Genomic DNA, 21,234 nt, shown 5'->3' with positions numbered 1-21,234 from the left:
ATCCGCAAGCCCGTGAACGTCTCCACCCACAACGGCTCAACCCGCAACACCCCACCCATACACGGAAAATGCCCGGAACTCAGCCTTCTGCAACACCCTTTAGCGTGAGGAGCGTTCTCCGGAACGCGCGAGACCCGGCGCCGCAGCGCGTCCCCGCGACCGCACCCCACGGGAAGGCCCGCCCCATGGCACACGACCACGACCACGACCACGACGACGGCGACGGCGAAGGCCGGTGGACGATGACGGCCACGAAGAAGGTCGAGTACGAGATCGTCGTGACGAGCGACGTCTTCGATCCCGCCAACCCGGAGCTGGGCGTCATCCCGGGTCACGGAGAGCAGGCCGGGACCCGCCTCGTGGTCCTGGACGAGACGGTCGACGCGTTGCACAGCCGTCGCGTACGGCGCTACTTCGCCGGGAACGAGACCCCGGTGGAGTACCTGGTCCGCACGATGCGGCACCGGGGCCGAGATCGAGCGGGCCTCGGCACTCATGGGGCGGCTGCTGCGCGGCCAGCGGGCGTTGCACGAGGGTCGGTCCGCGTCCCGCAGACCGTCGGCTGACGCGGCGAAGCCCTCGCCGCCGAGTTCGGCGCCGTCCGCGCCGGCACGCTCGCGGAGTAGCGCGGCAAGAGCGCTCGCGTCCCCCGGCTCCCGGTACTGGACCCAGTACCGGGAGCCGGCTCATGGCACGGGTGCCACGGGTGCCACGAGGGCCACCGGTGTCACGGGCGTGGGGCCGGTGCCGTCTACTCCGCCGCTTCCGGGCCCCGTACCTGGTAGGAGGCCATGGCGGGGCCCTACCGTGTGTCCGCGCACCGATAGGATCATCTGCTGCCGGCGGGGACACCCACCGCCGCCAACAGGGGAGTTCACACGTGAAGAGTGCGGATGTGCGATACGGACTGGCGATCGCGGCGGCGGCCGCGGCAGGGGCCGCCCTGCTCACCGCCTGCGGCGGCGACTCCGGGTCGAAGCCGCTGAGTCTGAGCGGGCTGACGGAGACCGCGGACGGGATACCGGACGCGGGCCGGGACACTTGCCCGCTGCCGTACGACATCGCCAAGGCCGCGAAGGCCGCCGGCTTGAACGGGGAGGCCGGCCCCGGACCGGCGAAGACGGCCGACGGACCCGCCGTCGCGACCGGGGAGGGCGGCAAGCGGACCAAGCCCGACTCGCCGTTCGGGCGGAACCCCGGTGCGCTGGTGACCTGCGTGTTCCACATCGGCGAGGAGGACGTGGAGGTCCACACCGTGGCGACCGGGAAGCCGCTGGCCCTCTCGCCGCTCACTCCCGTCGTGCAGCGGTACGCGGCCGTGGAGGTGGGCCCGCTGGGGAACTACATGCACCAAGCCACCAGTACGAAGCCCGGCGCAGCGCCCGTCACCACCGTGAACGGCAGCGCCTCCTCGGTCCACCTTGAGCTCGAAGGCGACGGGGACGCGTACCTGCTCGTCGGCATCGGGGCCCCCGAAGCCGCTTCACCCGCCCGGGACGGGCAGCGCACCAGCGCCCTCGCCAAGGCCCTCAAGGACCAGCTCCCGTAGGCACCTCGATCAATTCTCTTCGGGCGAAAGGGAGTTGGTTACACGCGTAGGCGACGGAACAAGTGGTGCCCGCCCCTTGCCGCCACGTCGTGGCTCGCCAATGATGCTGCGGGCGCGCACCGGCAGACCGCCGGTGCGCTCCTCCCCCACGCCCCCGAGGAGACCTCGCATGCGAACGGGTCATCGCGTACGGACATCGGCGGCCGTCGTCGCAGCCGCCCTCGCCCTGGTCATCGCAGTCCCCCAGGCGGCCTTCGCGGCCCCGCCCCCGGGCCTGCCCGGCAACGCCTCCGCCCTGGAGTCGACGTTCCAGCCCGCCTACGACTACGACACGGACGGCTGCTACCCGACACCCGCCATCGGCCCGAACGGGGATCTGAACGGCGGCCTGAAGCCGACCGGCGCGCTCAACGGGAGCTGCCGCGACGCCTCGGACCTCGCCAACACCAACGGCTACTCCCGCGCCAAGTGCAACAACGGCTGGTGCGCGGTCGTGTACGCGCTCTACTTCGAGAAGGACCAGGCCCTCGCCGGTGTCAGCCTCGGCGGCCACCGTCACGACTGGGAGCACGTCGTGGTGTGGAGCCAGGGCGGTGAGGCCAAGTACGTGTCGACGTCTGCGCACGGCGACTTCGAGATCCACGCGCGCGACCGGATCCGCTGGGACGGCTCCCACCCGAAGATCGTCTACCACAAGGACGGCATCGGCACCCATTGCTTCCGGGCGGCGAACACGAACGACGAGCCCCCCGAGAACCACCGCGGGGCCTGGCAGTTCCCCACGCTCGTGGGCTGGGAGGGCTACCCGGCGAACCTCCGGGACAAGCTCGCCTCGGCCGACTTCGGCAGTGCGCACTTCGGGCTGCGCGACGACTCGTTCGCCTCCCACCTGGCGAAGGCCGAGCCGGCCGGGATCCCCTTCGACCCGAACGCGTGACGGAAGGCCGCGCGCCGAGGGACTGACTCGCCCTCCTGTACGTGACCGGGGCCGGCCGGGGCGCCGGAGGTCGCCGGGGAGGAAGCGGACGTGCGGGCGCGCGGGCCGGGCGAGCGGCCCGCCCGTGCACCCGGGCGCGGGGACTCAGTCGGCGAACGACACCCGGTCGGCCTTCGTGTACAGGGTGCCGTCGGACCAGATGTGGTTGAGGCGGCCCCACTGCGCCGCCGTCGCCACGTCGGGGAAGAAGCCGCGGCCGTTCATGTTGGCGCTCGTGTTGCACAGCACCGGGATACCGGTGAGCCGCTCGTACGCGGTCAGCACCTTGGAGACGGGTGTACCGGCATCGGAGTCCACCGTCTGGAGGCGTGCGGTCCCGTCCAGGTGCACGACGGCCGGGACGCGGTCCGCCCACTCCGGCCGGATCTTGTGCTCGAAGAGCATGTACGGGTCGGGGGTGCCCGGCGAGAAGACCTCCGCCGCCCGCTCCGTGAGGCAGATCGGGGCGACCGGGCGGTAACCGGCCCTGCCCTTCACCTCGTTGAGGCGCTCCTTCGTGCGGACGTCCGTCGCGGGCGCCAGCAGGCTGCGGCCGCCCAGCGCCCGGGGGCCGATCTCGGCCCGCCCGGCGAGGAACACGACCGGTTCGCCCTCGGTCGCGAGCAGCTGCGCGAGCTGCGTCTCGTCGCAGGGGGTGGCGCGCCAGCCCTCCGGTGCGGCCCCGGACGTCGTCAGGCGCGGACCGCTGTACACGTCCCAGTCGAGCCGGCTGTGGCCGGACTCGGCGAACATCGCGCAGGCGGCGGCCCCGATGGCCGCGCCCGAGTCGTTGGGGAAGGGCGGCGCCCAGACCTCGCCGAAGAGGCCGGAGGCCCGCAGCCTGCTGTTCCACTTGATGTTGAGGGCGCAGCCGCCGGCCAGGGCGAGGTTGGGCCGGGAGCCCGGGTAGTGCTTGCGCACCTGAACGGACACCTCGTCGAGGATCTTCTGCCCGAGGTAGGACTGGAGCGTCGCGATGACGTCGGCGCTGCTCATGCCCGGGAAGAGCGCGGCCCGTTCGGCGACGAGCCGCTCCCTGATGTGCAGGACCTGCTTGACGAGAGCGACGGCGTCGTTCGTCGGGGTGATGGCCGAGAGGAGGTCGTCGAAGGTGCCGAACGCGGATTCGTCGACCGTGCCCAGGGCCGCGTAGGCCATGGCCTTTCCGGCGACCGAGAGGATGCCGAGCTGCACGTCGGGGTCGTTCGGGTCGTCCACGATCAGGGAGGCGTTCTTGATCTGGAACGGCTCCAGGGCGGAACAGAGGATCGAGAACATGTGCCCCGAGAACGGAAGGACCACGGCGACCTGGGTGACCTCCGGCGGGTTCGGCGCCACGTGGTAGAGGCGACTGGTCGCCCCGCCGTCCCAGGTCAGGACGAGGGCTTCCTCGCCGCGGGCGGCGAACGGGCTGGCGCAGTAGGAGCCGAGCACGTGCCCGGTGGAGTGGTGGTAGCTGGAGTATCCGTGGGTACCCCGGGAGAAGCTGTGGTCCGTGAGGTGGCGGTGCAGGAGCGGGTTCTCGCCGCGGAAGCCGTTGACGACCATCTCGTCGGCGTACGCGGCGACGGGGAGGCGCAGTGTGCAGCCGCCGTCCCGGACGGGGACTTCCGCACGCCCCGTGACCGGGTCCTCGAACCAGCCGTCGATGACGAACCGGTCGACGCTCGCGAGGTCGACCCCTTCGCCCGTGAGGATCTCCTCCACGCGCGCCAGGTCGTCCAGCGGGCTGTAGCGCGGCCGATTCCCTATCTTCTCCATCTCGACGCTGAATGCGAGGCGGTTTCCGTCGATGACGGCGACCCCGCCGTCATGGGTCATCTTGATTCCACAGATCAGCATGGACTTCTCTCTTTTGCGTAGGGGACGGGGGCGACGGGGAGCCGTCGATCCGGGCACCGGAACGCCTCGCGGCGCCACTGGCGCAATCACCGTAGGGACGGCCCCCGCACCGCCGGTTCCTCCGTGCGGACGAGAGCCCGGAGGACAGGTCCGCTCCGCCGGTCAAGCCCGGCCGCCCCGGCGCGATTCCTCCGCACCCCGGACCAAAGGGATGACAAGGGCGGCGTCACGGCCGCCCTACGGTCCTGACACGCCCCGGCGCCTCCGTGCGGCTCGTACGAAAGGACCATGCACCGTGCCAGAACTCATTCACCACATCGGATTCCTCGTGGCCGATCTCGAAGCGGCGATCGTGCGGTGGGAGAAGGCCACCGGCTACCGATTCAGCGGAATAGGCCGCTACCGCACCGACACCTACGCCGACGACAGCGCGCCGCACCCGCACCCGCACGACGCGCGGATCTCCTTCTCCAAGGAAGGTCCTCCCTACATCGAGCTCATGGAATTCCACGGGCAGGGCACGCATTCCGCCTCGCACGGCGAAGGAATCCACCACCTGGGATTCATGGACCATCCCGACGTGGAGGGGCGCCGGCAGGATCTGGAGGCCGCCGGTATGCGCTGCAACGGCATCGCCCTGGGCGAGGACGGCAAGACGCTGCTCTGGTTCACGGACGAGGACGACCTCCACGGCGTGCGTCTGGAATTCGTCAGTCCGGTTCCGCAGCCCATCGTGATGGACGACGGCAGCGCGGCCCACCGCGACAGCCGGGATTTCCCCTCCCTGTGGCCCGTGGAGCCGCCCGTATGAGCGGCTCGGTGAAGGGAACTCTGAACGGATCGGCGAACGGATCGGGGCCGGGATCGGGATCGGGGCCGGGATCGGGGCCGGGATCGGGGCCGGGGCCCGGCGCCTACGGCCCCCTGCCCACCAAGGGCCCGCGCCTTCATCTCCGTCGCCAACCGCGACAAGCGCTCGATGATCTTCCCCGCACGCGAACTCGTCAACCACGGCTTCGTCCAGGAAACCTGCGCCGCCCTCGACCTGCTGCGCGCGGCCCAGCAGCCGCAGGAGGCGGGCCCTCCCCTCGGCCTCGACCCCGGCCTCCCGCACGCCCGGCACGGGTCCGGACAGCGGTGGTGCCCCGCTGCCCGGCCGGCGGTGCTGCCTTCGCGGCGTCCTGCCGGGTAGCCGGGAGTACGCGGCTCAGCCGACGATGCCGACGATGGCCGCGTTGCTGAGGTTGGCCAGGGTGCCCGCGAGAAGGGCCAGGAGGCCGAGGCGGGCGACGTCGGGCCGGCGTTCGGGGGCCAGCGCGCCGAAGGAGCCGAGCTGGATGGCGATCGAGCTGAAGTTGGCGAAGCCGGCGAGGGCGAAGGTGGTGATGAGCACGGTCTTGTCGTCGAGGGTGGGGATCTCCGGGCCGAAGGAGGCGTAGGCGACGAACTCGTTGATGACCAGCTTCTGCCCGAGGTAGCTGCCCACCGTCGTGGCTTCGTCCCAGGACACCCCGATGAGCCAGGCCACGGGCGCGAACACCCAGCCCAGTACGCGCTGGAACGTCAGGTCGTCGACACCGATCCAGCTTCCGGCGACGCCGAGGATGCCGTTGGCCAGGGCGATGAGCGCCACGAAGGCGATGAGCAGACAGCCGACGATCACGGCGAGGCGGCCGCCGTTGAGCGCGCCGCGGGCGAGCGAGTCGATGGCATTGGCCGACTCGGTGTCGCGCACGCCCCGGATGTCGCCCTGCTGTTCCACCTCCTCGGTCTCCGGATAGATCGCCTTGGCGATGACCAGCATGGCGGGGGCGTTCATGACGCTCGCCGCCAGCAGGTAGGGCAGGGGCGCGCCGAGCAGCGAGTAGCCGACCAGCGTGGAGCCGGCCACGGAGGCGAAGCCGCCGGTCATGCAGGTGAACAGTTCCGAGTGGGTGAGGCGTCGCAGGTACGGAGCGATGACCAGCGGCGCCTCGGACTGCCCGAGGAAGATCACCGTGGTGGCCCAGATCGACTCGACGCGGCTGGTCCTGAGCAGCCAGGAGATCGCGCCGCCGACGATCTGTACGACCCACTGGATGACGCGGAGGTAGTAGAGCAGGCCGACGAGCGCGCCGAGGAAGATGATGACCGGCAGAACACCGAGGGCGAAGGGTACGTTCGAGCCCTTGGCCAGCGAGCCGAAGAGGAACTCCGTTCCCGCGGTCGTGTAGCCGATCAGCTTCGCGATCATGTCGGCGAACGCCCGGAGCGCTTCGCGGCCGGGTCCCCATTTCAGCACCAGCAGGGCGAAGCCCACCTGCAGGCAGAAGCCGATGCCGAGGGTCCGCCAGTTGATCCGGCGGCGGTGCCGTGAGATGGCGAAGCACAAGCCGTAGATCACGATGAGGCCGAGCAGCCCCTGCAGCCGAGTCATCGGACGCGATCTCCCCATCGGGCCGAGGCCGGCCCCTCGTGGCCTGGTGGCGAGCCGACGGGTACGGAGCGCACACCGGCCGGCCACGTGGATCAAAAGCCGGGCAAACCGGTTGATCCGAACCTACGAGACGTACCCCTGCCGAGAGCCTCAGGACACGCCCGTTTGGGAGGGTCGGGGGCGGGGTTCAGGGGCAGTGTTCAGGGGCGCGGCTCAGGGGCGCGGCTCAGGGGCGCGGCTCAGGGGCGGGGTGGAGCCAGCCGCGGATGGCGGCCTGGACGCCGGCCTGGAAGCGGGTGTCGGCGTCGAGTTCCTCCAGCATGCGGGTGATGCGCCGGCGGGCGGTGTGGACGTGCACCCCGAGCCTGCGCGCGATGGACTCGTCCTTCAGGCCCGAGGCGAGCAGCCCGAGCAGTTCGCGCTGGTCGGCGGTGAGCGGGCTGCCGCAGCTCCCGACGGGGGTCGCGCGGTCCCACAAGGACTCGAACAGCGGCAGTGCGGCCTGGTGCAGCAGCGACGCGCCGAACACCAGGCCCACGCCGTCGGCGCCCTCACCGTCACAGCTGGGCGGGGGCAGCAGGCAGGTCCGGCGGTCGACGAGGACGAGGCGGGTCGGCAGCCGCGAACCGACGCGCGCCTGGAGGCCGAGTTCGGTGAGGGCGACGAGTTCCCTGGCCCGGTCCGGGAAGTCGGCCCCGCCCCGGTCGGTGACCGTACGTACGGTGACCCCGCGGGCGAGCAGGGTCCGGATGCCGTCCCCGTCCACCGCCCGGTCCGTCCTCTCCCGCTCCTCCGCGCCGGGTGCCGGTGCGACCGGCGCGACCGGGGCAACCGGGGCAACCGGCGCGACCGGGGCGACGCGGTCGAGGATCAGCACCTCGCCCTCGGCGGCGTCGAGCATGGCGTCGATACGGGCCCCGATGGCATCGCTTCCGGTGACGACTTCGATGCCCACCGGGGGCCCCGGGGGCGAGGACGGGTGCGGTGGGAGCCGGTCGGCCAGACGGTCGGCGTAGGAGCGCAGGGAATCCAGGTCCGCGGACTCCTGGTGGAGGAGCGCCTGGCGGCGCCGCACCAGTGCCCGCAGTGCGGCGGCCGGATCGGCGGTCGTGCGTGACATCGCGCTGCTGCCGCGCTGCCTGCCGGGCGGGGTGCGGTCGTCCGGGTCGGTTTCGATCATGCCGGGGATTCTGACCGCCTTCACAGAGCCCTCACAAGTGTGCATGGCCAGTTCTGAGGCGGGCCCGGCTCTGGTCCGCAGGGCTCCGTGGCGATTGCATTGCGGCCACTCACAGCAATGCACCAGGCACCCACGGTTGAGGAGACCCCTTGCCCAAGTTCAGCGCAGGTTCACCGGCACACACCCCTGCCGCACGAAGGATATGGCGCAAAGAACTACGTACCGCCGCAGGAACTGCCGTTCTGCTGGCCGCCGCAATGACCTTGCAGGCATCACCGGCGTGGGCCGTCGACCCCGACGCGAACCCCGTGAACGCCGTCCCCGGCCAGGACACCGCGACCCCGGTCCTCGTCGAAGGCCTCCACGAGGCCGTGGACGCGAAGGCCGCCCCGGCCGACGCGGCGCGCCGGCACCTCGACTCCCACCAGGGCCGCTACAAGATCCCGCGGGCGGGCCAGGACCTCGTCCCGCTCGCGACGACCACCACCGGCTCGACCGGGGAGACGGTCCGGCTCCAGCAGAAGCACCGGGGTGTCGACGTCCTGGGCGGCCAGTACGTCGTACGCATGCAGAAGCAGGACGGCAAGCGGGTGGTCACCGGCACCTCGGGGCACTACTTCACGGCCCTGAGCACCGACGTGACCCCGCAGGTCACCGAGGACGTCGCGGTCCGCCGCGCGGTGGCCGCCACCGCCCGCCGGCTCGGCTCGGCCCTCGACAAGGGCCGGGCCCCGAAGTCCGAATCCGGTGACCCGGCGGCCACCGGCATGACCGGTGAGGCCAAGGGTCTCGTCGTGCTGCCCAAGGGCGCGGGCATCCTCGCCTACCGGGTCACCGTGCGCGGCACCGCGCCCGGTACCGGCGCCCCGGTCGTGGACGAGGTCTACGTCGACGCCCGCTCGGGCTACCCCGCGCTCCAGTACAGCGCGCTGAAGACCATGACGGCCCCCGGAGCCCGGACAGCGGGCGCGGCCGCCAGCGGCCCGACGGCGGACGGCCCTCCGGCCGCCCCCGCGAACCTGTTCCCCGAGACCGGATCCGGTACCCGCCTCGACGGCTCGGCGGCCTCGCTCGACATCGCCTACGACCCGGCGGCCGGCAGCTACCTGCTGGCGGACGCCGCCCGTATGCGAGCCGGTTCCAAGAGCCTGCTGGCCACCTGGGACGCCCGCGGCACGTCGGTGTCCGAGGCCTCGGGGACCTGGCCCTCCGGTATCAAGATGTTCACCTCACCGGGTACCGCCTTCGACTCCGCCGCGACGGACTCGGGCGCCGTGGACGCCCACTGGAACGCGGGTCAGGTCTACGACTTCTACAAGAAGAACCTCGGCCGCGACAGCCTTGACGGCAACGGCGGCGCCGTCAACTCGCTGGTGGGCGTGACGTACTACGGCCTCCCGTACGCCAACGCGTTCTGGGACGGCACCAAGATGGTCTACGGCAACGGCGACTCCGAGTACAAGCCGATGTCGTCCGACACGGACGTCGTCGGCCACGAGATGACCCACGGGGTCATCGAACACTCGGCGAACCTGGTCTACGCCGGCCAGTCCGGCGCCCTGAACGAGGCCCTGGCCGACTACTTCGGCAACGCCATCGACGTCACCGCGAACGGGACGCCGATGACGGACCCCTCGGCCGGTCTCATCGGCGAGAACCTGTGCCGGACCAAGAAGGGCGCCGACTGCGCGCTGCGCGACCTCAACGACGGGGCCACCACCTCCAAGAGCTTCCTGGGCGTGTCGTTCGCCACCGACAACGGCGGTGTGCACCTCAACTCGACGATCTTCTCCGGCGCGCTGTGGGACATGCGCGAGGACCTCGGCGGGGCGCTGGCCGACAAGATCGTCTACAAGGCCGTGACCGAGTACATGACGCCGATCGACGGGTTCACCGAGGCCCGGGGCGCGGTGCTCGCCGCAGCCAAGGCGCTCGGCGCGAGCGCCGGCCAGCAGAACACGGTCAAGCGGTCGTTCAACGCCCACGGCATCGTCGCGGGCTGGGAGCAGGCCCTCGGCGTCGACAGCGACAGCCTCTTCGGCAAGCTCAACACCACCGACTCCGGTGTGGGCGCGGGCCGCGGCTGGTGGACGGTCTCCAAGTCCAACGACGACGGCTCCGAGCCCTATTCGGTCTACGCCGGGCGCCTGGACGGCAAGGGCGCGCCGAAGGTGATCAGCCCCAACGACGGCCGCTACCACACCGCCCCGGCCACCGACGGCAAGACCGTCGTGTGGACGGCGTACGGTCCGACCTCGGTCGACGTCCTCTCCCGTCCCGTGGCGGGCGGCCCGGTCAAAACCCTCTACAGCTCGACGACCGGTGTCGCCGGCCTGCGGGTGGACAAGGGCACGGTCGTGTTCGAGGAGTACGACGTCTTCGGCGGCCGGCACGTCGGCTACCTGCGCCCCACCGACAAGGCCCCGGTCTTCACCGATGGCCGGAAGTGGAACACCCTGACCGCCCTGCCGTCCATCAGCGACAACAAGATCGCCTACGCGAAGCTCTACCCGCAGGGCGGCACGTACCGGCTGGGTGTCGAGGTCGTCGACCTCGCCACCGGCAAGGCGGTCCTGACCGAGCAGCTCGACGAGCCCGTGGGCCTCGGCCAGACCGGCATCAACGGCAAGAACGTGTTCTGGCTGGCCGACACCGACGAGGGCGACAGCGGCCAGATGTCGGTCCTCAGCTCCGGCCTCGACGGACGCGGCGCCTACCTCGTCAGCGACGAGCACAAGCCGGGCGCCTTCATCGCCTCCGACCTGACGGTCTCGCAGGACGCCCTGACCCTCGTCGCCCAGACGCCCGACACCCGGTACCGCAACGAGTCGCTGCCCAAGCTGTGGCAGCTGACCACCGACGGCTCGCGCCGGGAGCGGGTCTCCTGCAACCGCGGTGAGCAGAGCTACCCGGCGGCCGGCGCGGGACGGCAGGTGGCCTGGCTCGACGCGACCACCGGCTCCACGGACCTGGTGGTGCGCGAGCGTCCGGCCGGCTCCTGCTGATCCCGACCGCCACATGAGGGGCCGCCGGCCACGCCGCGGATCACGCGGCGGTCAGGCCGGCGGAACCTCCGGGCGGGGCAGGTCCCGCCCTGGCGCCGGAGCCCCGGGCCCCGGGCCTCCGGCTGCCCACCGCGCGGCCTCGTTGCGCAGGACGGCGTTGGCCACCATGGCCGAGCCCAGGCAGGCGCACACTTCCACGATGGGCGCGCCCCGGACCGTCCAGTCCGTCATCGGATCCCTCCCCGGGGGCGTGCCGGCCCGGAGGCTCCCGTCGGGGTTTCCAGGAGTACGCGCTCCATCTCCAGGGCCTCTTCGGGGGTGTCCGCGACGATGCAGTACTCGACGGCGCCCCAGTGGCGCGTGTAGTCGCAGGCGATCAGGGTGCGCGGCCCCGGTACGGGGCGCGAATGCGGGACCGCTGCCAGTGAACCGGCCCCCCGCGGTCCGCCGGCCGTCCGAACGGACGGACCAGGGGGGTGACGGGGGTCCCGGAGCCGCGCCGTCGTCCCCGGCTTCCACCGTGCGGACGACGCGGCCGGGCCCGCCGGTGTGGGGCACTGGATGGCATGCACGAGACCGACGGCACCGAAAGGCCCCCGAGGGACTTCCTCGCTCCGGGGCGCGTGTGCCGGCGTACCGCTCCCGCCCGAGGCCGCGACCGGATGTGATTCCCATGCGCACGACCACGCACGAACACGCAGAGCACGCCTTCACCGCCGTCCCCGAATCCGTGGCGCAGGCCCGCACCTTCACCACCCGGACCCTGGCCGCCTGGCACCTGGACGAGGGCCGCGCCGACGACATCCGGCTGTGCGTGTCCGAGCTCGCGTCCAACGCCGTCGAGCACGGCACCCACGGCATCGGAACCGGGGGCGTCTTCCGCCTGCGGATCGATGCCGACGACAGGCACGTACGCGTCGAGGTCGAGGACGACGACCCGCTGGCGACGCCCCGCGTACGGCCTGAGTCGGAGGAGGCCACCGGCGGACGGGGCATGGCCATCGTGGCCTCCCTGGCCACCGCCTGGGGCTTCGAGAACTGCGCGTCCGGCGGCGGAAAGGCCGTCTGGTCAGACTTCGTCACCGGATGACCCGGCGGGGGGGGCCGCGTGTCGGCGGTCCGCAGTGGTACTTCGGGTCCGCAGTGGTACTTCGGGGCCGTAGTGGTGTTCCGGGGCCGGATGGTCACCCCTTCAGGGTCAGCACCTGCCCGGCGACCACCAGGAGCACCTCCTCGCAGGCCCCGCCCACCGCCGCGTTGAGCCAGCCGAGTTCGTCGCGGTACCGACGCTCCCGAGCGTCGTCGGGCCGGGCCCCCGAACCCACCTCACTGCTGACCATCACCACCCGCCGCCGGGCCGCCCGTACCCCGGCCGCCAGCTCGGCGGACCGGGCACGCAGTTTCCGGCGGCCTCCGCTCAGCCAGGCCTTCTCGTCCCCGGCATCGACCTGCTCCATCGCGTCGGCCAGCCACGCCGCCAGGCAGTCGACCAGCAGTGGCGGACCGTCCTCGGCGAGCAGCGGCAGCAGCTCGCCGGTTTCCACGGTGCTCCAGCGGGCGGGACGCCGCTTCCGGTGCAGCCGCACCCGGAGCGCCCATTCGGCATCCCCGTCGCGGGCGCCTCCGGTAGCGGCGTACACCACCTCCGGGAAGTCCCTCCAGGCGGCGCTCCGCCTGGAGGGACTTCCCCGAGCGGGTCCCGCCCAGCACCAGGGTCCGGCGCGGCACGACCGGGGCCCGCACCGGCCGCCCGGCGTGTACCGAGGTCCCGTCCGGCACGGCCCGGGCGCCGGACGCCGCGCAGCGGCGGACCAGTTCGGCGCCGAGCGGGTCGTCGTGGTCCAGGTGCACCGCGATCACGTCGGTGCCGGGGCCGACCTCGCCGGAGGCCCGCAGCAGGGCCAGCGCCTCCGGGCGGCCCAGCACGTCCGCGAGGACCACCTCGTACGGGCGCTGCGCGACCCGGTCCCCCCGGTCCGCGCCGCCGGGGCCCGTGGCGGGTCGGACGGGTGCCGCGCCGGGCGGCAGGTACAGGGCCCGGGTGCCGTCCGGGCCGGTCACCGCGTACCCGGTGCCCGGTACGTCGACGGGTACCGCCCGCACCCGGTGCCCGGAAGCCGCCGCCAGCTCCCGCCCGGCGGAAAGCCGACGCGGCGGGGGCAGGCCGGGCAGCGGCGCTCCGGCCGCCCCGCCCTCCTGTGGCCGGGCCGGCAGCAGCCGGCGGATCCCGGACGGTGCGTGCCCGGCCCGAGCGGTGCTCTCGACTGCGCCGGGCGTCGCGTCGAGGAGCAGGGCCCCGTCCACGAGGACCGCCGTGGCGGCGCGGACGTGTGCCCCGACGGAGGCCGCGCAGGCCGCGCAGGGGCAGTCGGGTCGGGGCAGACCTTCGGGGGCGGCGGTGCCGAGCAGCGTGAGTTCCACGGGTGGTCCTTCCGGAAGGAGCGGGCGGGGAGGCACTCCCCTCCCCCGCCGGTGCCTCGCACCGGCCCTTCCAGGGAACGCGCCCCGCCCTGCTGCCCGCTTCCTCCGAACGGACCCGGGCGGGGCGGACCGGACTCGTCGGCGAGCCCTCACCTGTGCGGCCGGCGCACTGCGCCACCGATCCGACGAGGCCTGCGGACGCGCCGGGGTCGCGTCAGTTGCCGTGACCGGAGTGGCCGTGGCCGTGGCCGTGGCCGGAAGGCGGCGTGCTGTCGGCGCGCCGGGGCGGACGATGTCGAGAACGGCCATCATGCCCGTGTTCTCGTGGTTGAGGATGTGGCAGTGGAGGACCGTTCTCCCGGTGAAGTCGAGGAAGCGCGTGCGGACCACGATCGATCCTCTGACGGGCACGGTCACCGTGTCGTACCAGCCGTGGGACGGGTCGGCCGGAACCCCGTTGACGCTCATGAGCTGGAACTGGTTGGTGTGGACGTGGAAGGAGTGCTGTTCGTCGGTGTTGTTCTGCACGGTCCACTCCTCGACCGTGTTGAGGTGTGAGGTGAAGTCGATCCGGTCGGGGTCGTAGGTCTTGCCGTTCATGTAGAACTCGGTGCCTGCGGCGTTCTCGGTGTACGTGATCGTCTTGCGGTCGGCGATCTTCGCGTGGGTCAGGTCCGTGAACGGACCGAACGTGGCCGGGATCTCGGCGGGCTTCACCGGCTCGCCCTCGGTCACCACGGTGGCGAGGTTCGCCTGCGGGAACTGGTTGCCCGCGGGCCGGTGTTGTAGGGCAGGGTCTCCAGCTGGGCCACCCCGGGACGTCCGGCCTGGGCGAGGACGTCGTACCGGGATGCCGCGGCCATGACCAGGCTGTCCGCCGCGTACACGCGGTGCACCGGGTGACCGTCCTGGGCGATGACGTGGAACCGGAAGCCGGCGAGGTGGAGCTTGTAGTAGATGTTGGCGCCGATGTTGGCCAGGCGCCAGAGCTGTGTCTCACCCGGCCGCATGGAGATGACGGGATTCTGCTGCCCGTTGACGGTCCTGTTGGTGGCTGCACCGATGCTCAGCGGCGACGTCTTGATCGAGTCGCCGTCGACCTGATCGTCCTTCAGCGCGACCACGTGCTCGGTGATGTTCCTCAGGTCGTGCGGCAGGTACTTCCTCAGACCGTCGACGATGAGGACGCCGGACTCGCCTCCCGCGACCTGCGGAGCCGAGAATCCGTGGGCGTGGGAGTGGTACCAGTACGTGCCCGGCAGCGCACTGCCCGGCACCTTGTAGGTGTAGTCGTAGGTCTGGCCGTACTTGATGGCGATGAAGATGTCATCGGCCGGGGGCCGCGGTGACACGTGCATTCCGTGGAGGTGGAGATTGGTGTCCTGGTCCACGTTGTTTCTCATCTTGAGCCGGATGACGTCACCCGGGCGCACCTTCAGCGTGGGGGGCATGTAGCGCCCGTTGTACGTGAGTGCGTACAGCATCTGGTTGCCGACCTTCACGCGCCTGCGCTCCACCGTGATCGACGCTTCGAGGAGCCCGTCGCGGCTCGCGTACACGGGAGGATCCTGCAAACGGGGCCCCAGGCTTCCGGACGGGTGCCGGTCGGTTCGTACCCCGGGGTCGACGAGTGACGCGTCGGCGGGGCGCGCCTGGGCCGTGGTGAAGGCAGAGACGAGGCCAACCGTCGCCCAGAGCATTTTCAGTCGGGGCCGCGTTCTGTTCGTACCTCCACGGTTCGACGGTCGTTCCATGTCCCAGGGCTCAGGTATCACCCCGGTGAGGGGCGGTCGGGACACAGGCCGCAGACCGGTGGAAGTTCGCCCGCCCGGCCCTCGGCAAGCCGGTCCGGCAGGCCTCGGCGAGGGCGCACCCCGCCGACGGGGGCGCCGTCGAAGACGACCCGGGAGTCCGGGCGGCCACGGTCCGCCGGGTCGGAGCGGGCGCCGTGCTTGGGCGATGCCCGCAGGGTGGGCTCGGCGCCCGAGCGGGCTACCGGAGCGGCCGCGAGGGGCCTTCCGGCGCGGTTGACAAAGCGGAACACTGCTCCGAATACTAAAGGGAGCACTGCTCCGCTTCGGATCGGCCGAGGCCGGCCGCGCCCGGCCACCGCCTCGCCCTCTCCAGATCGGGACCGGCAACTGCCCAGGCTCCAGAAGGGACCCCCTCGTCATGACGGCATCCACCGACACCGACACCGACATCAACACGGACACGGACACCGGTTTCGGCGCGCCCGCACCCGTCCTCTCGTACAGCCCTGTGGTGCTGTCCGTGCCCGGACGGCCAGTGGACCTCCAAGTCCGTGTCACGGCCCCGGTGACCGGGACCGGCCTGCCCGTCATCCTGCTCTCGCACGGCCACGGCGGCTCGAACAACCTCTCCTCGCTGAACGGGTACGCGCCCCTCGCCAATCTCTGGGCGGCGGCCGGATTCGTCGTCGTCCAACCCACCCACCTCAGCTCCGGCACGCTGAGCCGGCACCTCGCCGGGTCACCCGGAGCCCCCTTCTTCTGGCGCTCGCGCGCCGAAGACATGAGCCACGTCCTCGACCGGTTGGACGAGATCGAGAAGACCGTGCCCCGGCTCGCCGGGCGCATCGACCACGACAAGATCGCGGTGGCCGGGCACTCCCTCGGCGGCCACACCGCCGGTCTCCTGCTGGGGGCCCGCAGCTCCGACCCCGACACCGGGGAGGAAGTGGACCTGACCGACCGCCGGATCACGGCGGGTGTGCTGCTGGCCGCACCGGGCAGAGGCGGTGACATCCTCACCGGTTGGATGGCGGACAAGGTGCCGTTCCTCCACGGCACCGACTTCTCCACGATGGCCACTCCCGCCCTGGTCGTCGTCGGCGACCGCGACGACTCCCGGCACTTCACCGACGTCGGCCCCGACTGGCATGCCGACCCCTACCGGCTCTCCCCCGCACCCAAGACCCTGCTCACCCTGTTCGGCGGCGAGCACCTGCTGGGAGGAATCTCCGGCTACGACGCCGACGAGACCACCGACGAGAGTCCCGAGCGGGTCGCCGCCCTCGCCCGTCTCACCTCGGCCTACCTGCGCACCCGGTTCCAGCCCGGCGACCGCGCCTGGCAGGCCGCGTGCGAGGCACTGACGACCGGGGCCGGCTCGTCCGGACGCGTCGAGTCGAAGTAGGCGGCCACGGCGGCTCCCGGCTCGTCGAAATGCGGGGCAACACCTCCCGGCGGGCGCTGTGGCGCCTGCCGGTGCCGCACACGGATGGACCCTCCCCTCGCCCCGGGCCGTCGATTTGCGCCGCTGCCGCGAGGCGCTTCACTCGAAAGAGGATCGACCCCGTTCGGAAGGAGCGCAGGCATGGAGACGATGCTGGCCGCACGGCTGCCCGTCGAAGGTGGCGGTCTCACCGTCGAGGAAGTGCCCGTGCCCGCGCCCGGTCCGGGACAGGTGCTGGTCCAGGTACGGGCGGCCGGCGTCTGCCTGTCGGACGTCCATCTCATCCAGGGCATGCTCCGGGCGCGCCCGCTCTCGGGCGACAAGGTGACGCTGGGGCACGAGACCGCCGGGGTGATCCACTCCCTCGGTGAAGGCGTGACCGGGCTGGGCACCGGTGATCACGTCGTCCTCCAGGCCGGTGAACTCCGCGACGGGGTCCGCTGCACCCGGGGGGTGAACTGTGACGGAGGCTGGGCGGAATACGCCCTCGCCGCCGCCGACGCGGTGGTGAGCCTCCCGTCCGAGATCCCGTTCGAGCAGGCCTGCATCATTCCCGACGCCGTCTCCACCCCCTGGGCGGCCATCACCTCCCGCGCCGCGGTGCGCCCCGCGGAGGCGGTGGGCGTGTGGGGGGTCGGAGGGCTCGGAGCCCACGCCGTCCAGCTGCTGCGGCTCGTCGGGGCATGTCCGATCATCGCGGTCGATCCGATCGCCGAGGCGCGTGATCGCGCCCTGCGGCTCGGAGCGGACGCCGCCCTCGACCCGGCCGACCCGGAGTTCGGCGCCGGCCTCCGTGCTGTCGCCGGCGCACAGGGAATCTCCACCGCCTTCGACTTCGCGGGAGTCCCGGCGGCGCGGGACCAGGCCCTCGGCAGCCTCTCGGACCGGGGGAAACTCGTGCTCGTGGGGCTCACCGACCAACCGCTCACCGTCAAGGACAGCACCTGGTTCTGCCGCTTCGGACAACAGGTCATGGGTCATTACGGGTCGCGACCGGAGGACCTCGCCGAACTCGTCGGCCTCGTGAGCAGGGGTCGCCTGGACCTCTCCGCCTCGGTCAGCGGGGTCTTCCCCCTGGCCGACGCCGCACGCGCCGTCGAGGCCCTGGAGAGCAAGCGGGGAAGCCCGATCCGGCTGATCCTCAAGCCTTGACCTGCGGCCGGCGACGGGGCGGCGGCGGGTGACCGGCGGCGGGACGGCGGGACGGCGGCGGGCGAGCACCGCCGCGGCGACCGCTTCACCCGCCGTACGGGGCGTGGAAGCCGGTCCAGGTGACTCCGGTGAGTTCCTCGGAAGCCGCCCACAGGCGCGCTGCCGCCGCACCGTCGTGGGCCTGTCCGGCGAGGCTCTGCAACGTGGGGAAACCTTTCAGCCGTCCTGGGCCGGACGGCCCGTAGTACTGACCGCCGAGCGCCGCCGGGTCGGTGGCGGCCCGAACCACGGGCCACGCGCCCCGGTCCTTGCCCTGGGCGAGCAGCCCGAGCGGCGCGGCCCTCAGGAAGTCGGACACGCCCGGCTCCCAGAGCGGGGGGCGGGCCGGGGTCAGGCCCTGGACGGCCCAGCCGGGGTGGGCGGCCAGGCTGACGACCGTACTGCCCTGCGCACGCAGTCGCCGGTCCAGCTCGGTCGCGAAGAGGAGCACCGCGAGTTTGGACCGCCCGTAGGCGGTCATCGAGCGGTAGTCGCGGCTGCTTTGCAGGTCGTCGAAGTCTATCCGGGCACGGGTGTGCGTGAGGCTGCCGAGTGAGACGACCCGCGCGCTCGGGGAAGCGGCCAGGGCGGGGGCCAGCAGCAGGGTGAACGCGAAGTGCCCGAGGTGGTTCGTGCCGAACATCAGCTCGTGTCCCTGCACGGTTTTGGCGCGCCGAGTGGCGGCGGTGACCCCGGCGTTGGTGACCAGCAGGTCCACCGGCCCGGCCGCGGTGAGCTGTTCGGCCGCCCTGCGGACGGAGTCCAGGTCGGCGAGGTCCAGTCGGACGTCGGTGACGGAGGCGTCCGGTACGGCGGTCCGCAGCGCGTCGAGGGCGGTACGGGTGCGTTCGGGGCTGCGGGCGGCGAGCACCACGCGCGCCCCGGCCCGGGCCAGTTGCTCGGCCACGTGATAGCCGATCCCGGCATTCCCCCCTGTGATCACGGCAGTTCGGCCGTGCTGAGCGGGCAGGGCCCGCGGATCCCACGTCATTGGACGACCTCCTTCTCGGGTCTGGCCGCAACACCTTAGGCGGGCGGCGGCCGTCCGGCTGTCGTCCCATCGGACGGCCGGCGGACGAGCGGACCGGTCCTGCGGCCCGGCCGCGCAAAGGACATGGCCCTTCTCTGCGCCGACGCGTCGATCGCCCGGGGCCGCAGGGCCGTGCCCGGCCGCGGCCGGGCGCCGCGCCGCGTCGCGCCGTGCCTCGCCCTGCCGTGCCGTGCCGTGCCCCCAACGGACGAATCCGGGGACGAGGCTCGCGCACGGGGCCCGTTCGGCCCGGACCGGGCGTCCGGCGCACACCGGGTCCCCCTTCCGGCACGCCGCTCCCTTGACGTCAGCGAGCCCTCACCGGCACCGGTCCGGTGGTGGAGCCGCCGTGCACGGTCGTTCATCACCGTGCGGTCCGATCGCAGGACGCGGGAGCCGCCCCGGCGGGGGTTTCGTGGAGGTGTCGGTGCACAACAGATCAAGCCCCCCCCATCCCCTGGGGTCCGCCACACCTTGGTGCGGCACCGACGGACCCCACCGTCCCGGAGGACCTGAACCCTGCGCATCACCCGAACCGTCGCCACCGCCGGACTCGCCCTCGCCGCCCTCGGCGTCGCCGGCACCGTCACCATCGCCAGCGCCGCTCCTCACTCCACCTCCGCAGTGAAGACGGCGAACACCTCGCTGAACACCGGCCACAGCCGACCCGAACTGAGCGCCACGACGTTCGCGAACGGCGGCAAGGAGCTCCGTGCGGCGCAGACGCCGAACGGCGGCAACACGGTCCTCGCCCTCTCCCAGAAGGGCGGTGACAACTTCCACCCGTAGCCCGCGGCACTTCACAACCCGCCCTGGCTGCCGCCCCCACACGGGGCGGCAGCCATGGCTCGCTCCACACCCGCCTCGGCTCTCCGCCGCCGCCTCGGTCCCCGCAGTCTGCGCCGCGGCGCTCCTCGCCACCGCCGGTCCGGCCTCGGCCAGCCACTTCTTCGGTGGCACCCTGCACCCGGTCGAGCAGCGCTGCGTCCAGCAGTACGCCGCGTACAGGCCCGCGCCTTCGGCGAGGCGACCGGCCAGGGCGCGAAGTTCCGGCGCGGGGGCTCAGGTGTTCGCCTTCCAGAGGACGGCGTTGAGGACCGTCGCGAAGCAGACCCATGCCAGGTAGGGCACGAGGAGGAAGGCGGCGACCCGGTGTCCGCGGTGGAAGAGGCGGATGGTGACGAGCAGGGCCGTGACCAGCAGCAGGAGGTCCAGCAGCGCGAGGCCGTATTGCCGCACCCCGAAGAACAGCGGGGTCCAGGCGAGGTTGAGGGCCAGCTGGAGGCCCCACCAGGACAGCGCCCGCCGCCTCGTACGGCCCCCGGTGTGCCGCCACACGAGCCAGCCCGCCACGGCAACGGTGCCGTAGAGGACGGTCCAGACCGGGCCGAAGAGCCAGGCGGGCGGAGCCCAGACCGGGCGGTCCAGGGCCGCGTACACGTCGGCCGCGTCGGAGGAGGCCAGCGCGCCCAGTGCCGCCACCGCGTAGGTGAGGACCAGGAATCCCGCCAGGGCGGCCGGCGCCCGGGCACCCTCCTCACGTGTGCCGGGTGGTACCGGTCCTGGTCCTGACATCGGGGACTCCGGGGCGGCGGGGAAGTGCGGTCACTGTGTACTTCCGCAGCGGCCGCCTCCCCGGATGCGATCCTCCCCGCTCGGTGCGCGAAGGGTCCGGGCCGCCCGCCGGTGCACCGGACCCGGACGAGTCGTTCGCCGGCGCCCGAGACCGGCGCCGCACGTCGTCCGGGGAATCGTCCGTATACAGGACAGTCGGTGCAGCGGCCCGATGGTGTGCTGGTGGGGATCGAAACCCACGCTGCGAGGGAGGAATCATGAACACCACCGCCACCTACAGCACCACCGGATCCGGCTACGACGCCGACGGCCTCACCCTGACACCGCTGCCCAGCTGGAAGGCGCTCGCGGACCTCACCCTGCGCAAGGGCGCATGCGGGGCCCTGTGTGCCCACGGCTGCCTCACGCGGGTCTCGTCCGGGCCCGCCAAGCTGCACCGGTCGTAACGGCCGATCCGCACAAGGGCATCCACCCCAGCACCGACAGCCACGAGGAGACCGTCATGAACACACCCCACCACGTCGGCGTAACGGACACCCGTACCCGTACGGCCCCGCTCAGCATGGAGATCCGTCCCGGCGGCGGCCGGTCGCACGGCACCGACAAGCGGGCCTGCGTCTGCGGTTGGAACTGCTTCACCAGATCAGCCGTTCCCGGGGGCCCTCGGCGCGCCGCGCGCTGAGGCCTTCCGTCGAAGGCACCGATCCGCGCGGCCGGCACCCGGAAACGGTGGTGCATCCGTGTGGACCGGTGCCTGAACGTGGTGGGGGGGGGGGGGGCCGCCCCCCCCCCCGCCGCCCCGCGCGCCAGACGGCCACGCGCCGCCGGGGAGGGGGGGGGGGGGGGCGCGG

At 72.3% G+C, this 21,234-nt stretch carries 20 protein-coding genes and 2 pseudogenes; 12 read left to right on the top strand and 10 right to left on the bottom strand.

What is annotated here, in order from left to right:
- Window positions 1-185: 185 nt before the first annotated feature.
- The 3 genes from AB0M92_RS37960 to AB0M92_RS37950 all read left to right on the top strand — a co-directional run bounded on the left by AB0M92_RS37960 (window position 186) and on the right by AB0M92_RS37950 (window position 2,486).
- On the top strand, window positions 186-566 hold the full coding sequence (locus tag AB0M92_RS37960) for a hypothetical protein (protein WP_366106943.1): 381 nt from the start codon (window positions 186-188) through the stop codon (window positions 564-566).
- A gap of 314 nt (window positions 567-880) precedes the next feature.
- A complete protein-coding gene (locus tag AB0M92_RS37955) occupies window positions 881-1,549 on the top strand; it encodes a hypothetical protein (protein WP_366106942.1) in 669 nt (222 codons plus the stop codon).
- 169 nt (window positions 1,550-1,718) lie between these two features.
- A complete protein-coding gene (locus AB0M92_RS37950) occupies window positions 1,719-2,486 on the top strand; it encodes an NPP1 family protein (protein ID WP_366106941.1) in 768 nt (255 codons plus the stop codon).
- A gap of 144 nt (window positions 2,487-2,630) precedes the next feature.
- Here AB0M92_RS37950 and AB0M92_RS37945 read toward each other — a convergent pair whose 3' ends face one another.
- Complete coding sequence (locus tag AB0M92_RS37945; protein ID WP_366106940.1) at window positions 2,631-4,367, bottom strand: carbamoyltransferase N-terminal domain-containing protein; 1,737 nt, start codon at window positions 4,365-4,367, stop codon at window positions 2,631-2,633.
- Between the two features lie 295 nt (window positions 4,368-4,662).
- Between AB0M92_RS37945 and AB0M92_RS37940 the strand changes: the two genes are divergently transcribed.
- Entirely contained in the window at window positions 4,663-5,178 is a 516-nt protein-coding gene (locus tag AB0M92_RS37940; RefSeq protein WP_366106939.1) for a VOC family protein, read from the top strand.
- Window positions 5,179-5,346: 168 nt separating this feature from the next.
- A complete protein-coding gene (locus tag AB0M92_RS37935; RefSeq protein ID WP_366106938.1) occupies window positions 5,347-5,559 on the top strand; it encodes a hypothetical protein in 213 nt (70 codons plus the stop codon).
- Window positions 5,560-5,574: 15 nt separating this feature from the next.
- On the opposite strand, the gene AB0M92_RS37930 is transcribed toward AB0M92_RS37935, so the two are convergent.
- Window positions 5,575-6,783: a NupC/NupG family nucleoside CNT transporter gene (locus AB0M92_RS37930; protein ID WP_366106937.1), complete on the bottom strand. Its 1,209-nt coding sequence runs from the start codon at window positions 6,781-6,783 to the stop codon at window positions 5,575-5,577.
- Between the two features lie 226 nt (window positions 6,784-7,009).
- Window positions 7,010-7,963 carry a hypothetical protein gene (locus AB0M92_RS37925; RefSeq protein WP_366106936.1) on the bottom strand — a complete coding sequence of 318 codons (954 nt, stop codon included), beginning with the start codon at window positions 7,961-7,963 and terminating at the stop codon, window positions 7,010-7,012.
- Between the two features lie 257 nt (window positions 7,964-8,220).
- On the opposite strand from AB0M92_RS37925, the gene AB0M92_RS37920 reads away from it, so the two are divergent.
- The gene (locus AB0M92_RS37920; protein WP_366106935.1) at window positions 8,221-10,968 is read left to right on the top strand and encodes a M4 family metallopeptidase; all 2,748 of its coding nucleotides are present in this window, start codon (window positions 8,221-8,223) and stop codon (window positions 10,966-10,968) included.
- A 51-nt stretch (window positions 10,969-11,019) separates the two neighbouring features.
- Here the strand turns inward: AB0M92_RS37920 and AB0M92_RS37915 are convergent, their stop codons facing one another.
- Entirely contained in the window at window positions 11,020-11,199 is a 180-nt protein-coding gene (locus AB0M92_RS37915) for a hypothetical protein (protein ID WP_366106934.1), read from the bottom strand.
- Window positions 11,196-11,540 carry a peptide ligase PGM1-related protein gene (locus AB0M92_RS37910; RefSeq protein ID WP_366106933.1) on the bottom strand — a complete coding sequence of 115 codons (345 nt, stop codon included), beginning with the start codon at window positions 11,538-11,540 and terminating at the stop codon, window positions 11,196-11,198. Before AB0M92_RS37910 ends, AB0M92_RS37915 begins: the two co-directional genes overlap by 4 nt.
- A 101-nt stretch (window positions 11,541-11,641) precedes the next feature.
- Between AB0M92_RS37910 and AB0M92_RS37905 the strand changes: the two genes are divergently transcribed.
- Window positions 11,642-12,058, top strand: a complete 417-nt coding sequence (locus AB0M92_RS37905; RefSeq protein WP_366106932.1) for an ATP-binding protein — start codon at window positions 11,642-11,644, stop codon at window positions 12,056-12,058.
- A 94-nt stretch (window positions 12,059-12,152) separates the two neighbouring features.
- On the opposite strand, the pseudogene AB0M92_RS37900 reads toward AB0M92_RS37905, so the two are convergent.
- The 3 genes and pseudogenes from AB0M92_RS37900 to AB0M92_RS37890 form a co-directional block, all read right to left on the bottom strand.
- Window positions 12,153-13,389: pseudogene (locus AB0M92_RS37900) on the bottom strand (bifunctional adenosylcobinamide kinase/adenosylcobinamide-phosphate guanylyltransferase).
- A 354-nt stretch (window positions 13,390-13,743) separates the two neighbouring features.
- A pseudogene (locus AB0M92_RS37895) lies at window positions 13,744-13,989 on the bottom strand (multicopper oxidase domain-containing protein); the annotation flags it as partial.
- Window positions 13,990-14,120: 131 nt separating this feature from the next.
- A complete protein-coding gene (locus tag AB0M92_RS37890) occupies window positions 14,121-14,948 on the bottom strand; it encodes a multicopper oxidase family protein (RefSeq protein WP_366106931.1) in 828 nt (275 codons plus the stop codon).
- 613 nt (window positions 14,949-15,561) lie between these two features.
- Between AB0M92_RS37890 and AB0M92_RS37885 the strand changes: the two genes are divergently transcribed.
- Complete coding sequence (locus AB0M92_RS37885; protein ID WP_366106930.1) at window positions 15,562-16,548, top strand: chlorophyllase; 987 nt, start codon at window positions 15,562-15,564, stop codon at window positions 16,546-16,548.
- 180 nt (window positions 16,549-16,728) lie between these two features.
- Window positions 16,729-17,739: a zinc-binding dehydrogenase gene (locus tag AB0M92_RS37880; protein WP_366106929.1), complete on the top strand. Its 1,011-nt coding sequence runs from the start codon at window positions 16,729-16,731 to the stop codon at window positions 17,737-17,739.
- An 85-nt stretch (window positions 17,740-17,824) separates the two neighbouring features.
- Here the strand turns inward: AB0M92_RS37880 and AB0M92_RS37875 are convergent, their stop codons facing one another.
- Window positions 17,825-18,769 (bottom strand): oxidoreductase, encoded by a 945-nt coding sequence (locus AB0M92_RS37875; RefSeq protein ID WP_366106928.1) that lies wholly within the window; start codon window positions 18,767-18,769, stop codon window positions 17,825-17,827.
- A 663-nt stretch (window positions 18,770-19,432) separates the two neighbouring features.
- On the opposite strand from AB0M92_RS37875, the gene AB0M92_RS37870 reads away from it, so the two are divergent.
- The gene (locus AB0M92_RS37870; protein ID WP_366106927.1) at window positions 19,433-19,597 is read left to right on the top strand and encodes a hypothetical protein; all 165 of its coding nucleotides are present in this window, start codon (window positions 19,433-19,435) and stop codon (window positions 19,595-19,597) included.
- Window positions 19,598-19,870: 273 nt separating this feature from the next.
- Here AB0M92_RS37870 and AB0M92_RS37865 read toward each other — a convergent pair whose 3' ends face one another.
- Window positions 19,871-20,383, bottom strand: a complete 513-nt coding sequence (locus AB0M92_RS37865) for a TspO/MBR family protein (protein ID WP_366106926.1) — start codon at window positions 20,381-20,383, stop codon at window positions 19,871-19,873.
- 257 nt (window positions 20,384-20,640) lie between these two features.
- Between AB0M92_RS37865 and AB0M92_RS37860 the strand changes: the two genes are divergently transcribed.
- Window positions 20,641-20,829 carry a hypothetical protein gene (locus AB0M92_RS37860; protein ID WP_366106925.1) on the top strand — a complete coding sequence of 63 codons (189 nt, stop codon included), beginning with the start codon at window positions 20,641-20,643 and terminating at the stop codon, window positions 20,827-20,829.
- A 56-nt stretch (window positions 20,830-20,885) separates the two neighbouring features.
- A complete protein-coding gene (locus AB0M92_RS37855; protein ID WP_366106924.1) occupies window positions 20,886-21,065 on the top strand; it encodes a hypothetical protein in 180 nt (59 codons plus the stop codon).
- Window positions 21,066-21,234: the final 169 nt, after the last annotated feature.

It is taken from the genome of Streptomyces sp. NPDC051582 (assembly GCF_040681715.1).
Taxonomy (GTDB): Bacteria; Actinomycetota; Actinomycetes; order Streptomycetales; family Streptomycetaceae; genus Streptomyces.
Note: the sequence above shows the minus strand (reverse complement) of the source record. Positions and strands in the feature narration are given on the sequence as shown.

Excerpts from the sequence above, each read along its gene's own strand:
- AB0M92_RS37960 (WP_366106943.1), top strand. The coding sequence starts at position 186 with ATGGCACACGACCACGACCACGACCACGACGACGGCGACGGCGAAGGC.
- AB0M92_RS37950 (WP_366106941.1), top strand. The coding sequence starts at position 1,719 with ATGCGAACGGGTCATCGCGTACGGACATCGGCGGCCGTCGTCGCAGCC.
- AB0M92_RS37945 (WP_366106940.1), bottom strand. The coding sequence starts at position 4,367 with ATGCTGATCTGTGGAATCAAGATGACCCATGACGGCGGGGTCGCCGTC.
- AB0M92_RS37935 (WP_366106938.1), top strand. The coding sequence starts at position 5,347 with ATGATCTTCCCCGCACGCGAACTCGTCAACCACGGCTTCGTCCAGGAA.
- AB0M92_RS37930 (WP_366106937.1), bottom strand. The coding sequence starts at position 6,783 with ATGACTCGGCTGCAGGGGCTGCTCGGCCTCATCGTGATCTACGGCTTG.
- AB0M92_RS37925 (WP_366106936.1), bottom strand. The coding sequence starts at position 7,963 with ATGATCGAAACCGACCCGGACGACCGCACCCCGCCCGGCAGGCAGCGC.
- AB0M92_RS37920 (WP_366106935.1), top strand. The coding sequence starts at position 8,221 with ATGACCTTGCAGGCATCACCGGCGTGGGCCGTCGACCCCGACGCGAAC.
- AB0M92_RS37915 (WP_366106934.1), bottom strand. The coding sequence starts at position 11,199 with ATGACGGACTGGACGGTCCGGGGCGCGCCCATCGTGGAAGTGTGCGCC.
- AB0M92_RS37905 (WP_366106932.1), top strand. The coding sequence starts at position 11,642 with ATGCGCACGACCACGCACGAACACGCAGAGCACGCCTTCACCGCCGTC.
- AB0M92_RS37885 (WP_366106930.1), top strand. The coding sequence starts at position 15,562 with ATGACGGCATCCACCGACACCGACACCGACATCAACACGGACACGGAC.
- AB0M92_RS37880 (WP_366106929.1), top strand. The coding sequence starts at position 16,729 with ATGGAGACGATGCTGGCCGCACGGCTGCCCGTCGAAGGTGGCGGTCTC.
- AB0M92_RS37875 (WP_366106928.1), bottom strand. The coding sequence starts at position 18,769 with ATGACGTGGGATCCGCGGGCCCTGCCCGCTCAGCACGGCCGAACTGCC.
- AB0M92_RS37865 (WP_366106926.1), bottom strand. The coding sequence starts at position 20,383 with ATGTCAGGACCAGGACCGGTACCACCCGGCACACGTGAGGAGGGTGCC.
- AB0M92_RS37860 (WP_366106925.1), top strand. The coding sequence starts at position 20,641 with ATGAACACCACCGCCACCTACAGCACCACCGGATCCGGCTACGACGCC.
- AB0M92_RS37855 (WP_366106924.1), top strand. The coding sequence starts at position 20,886 with ATGAACACACCCCACCACGTCGGCGTAACGGACACCCGTACCCGTACG.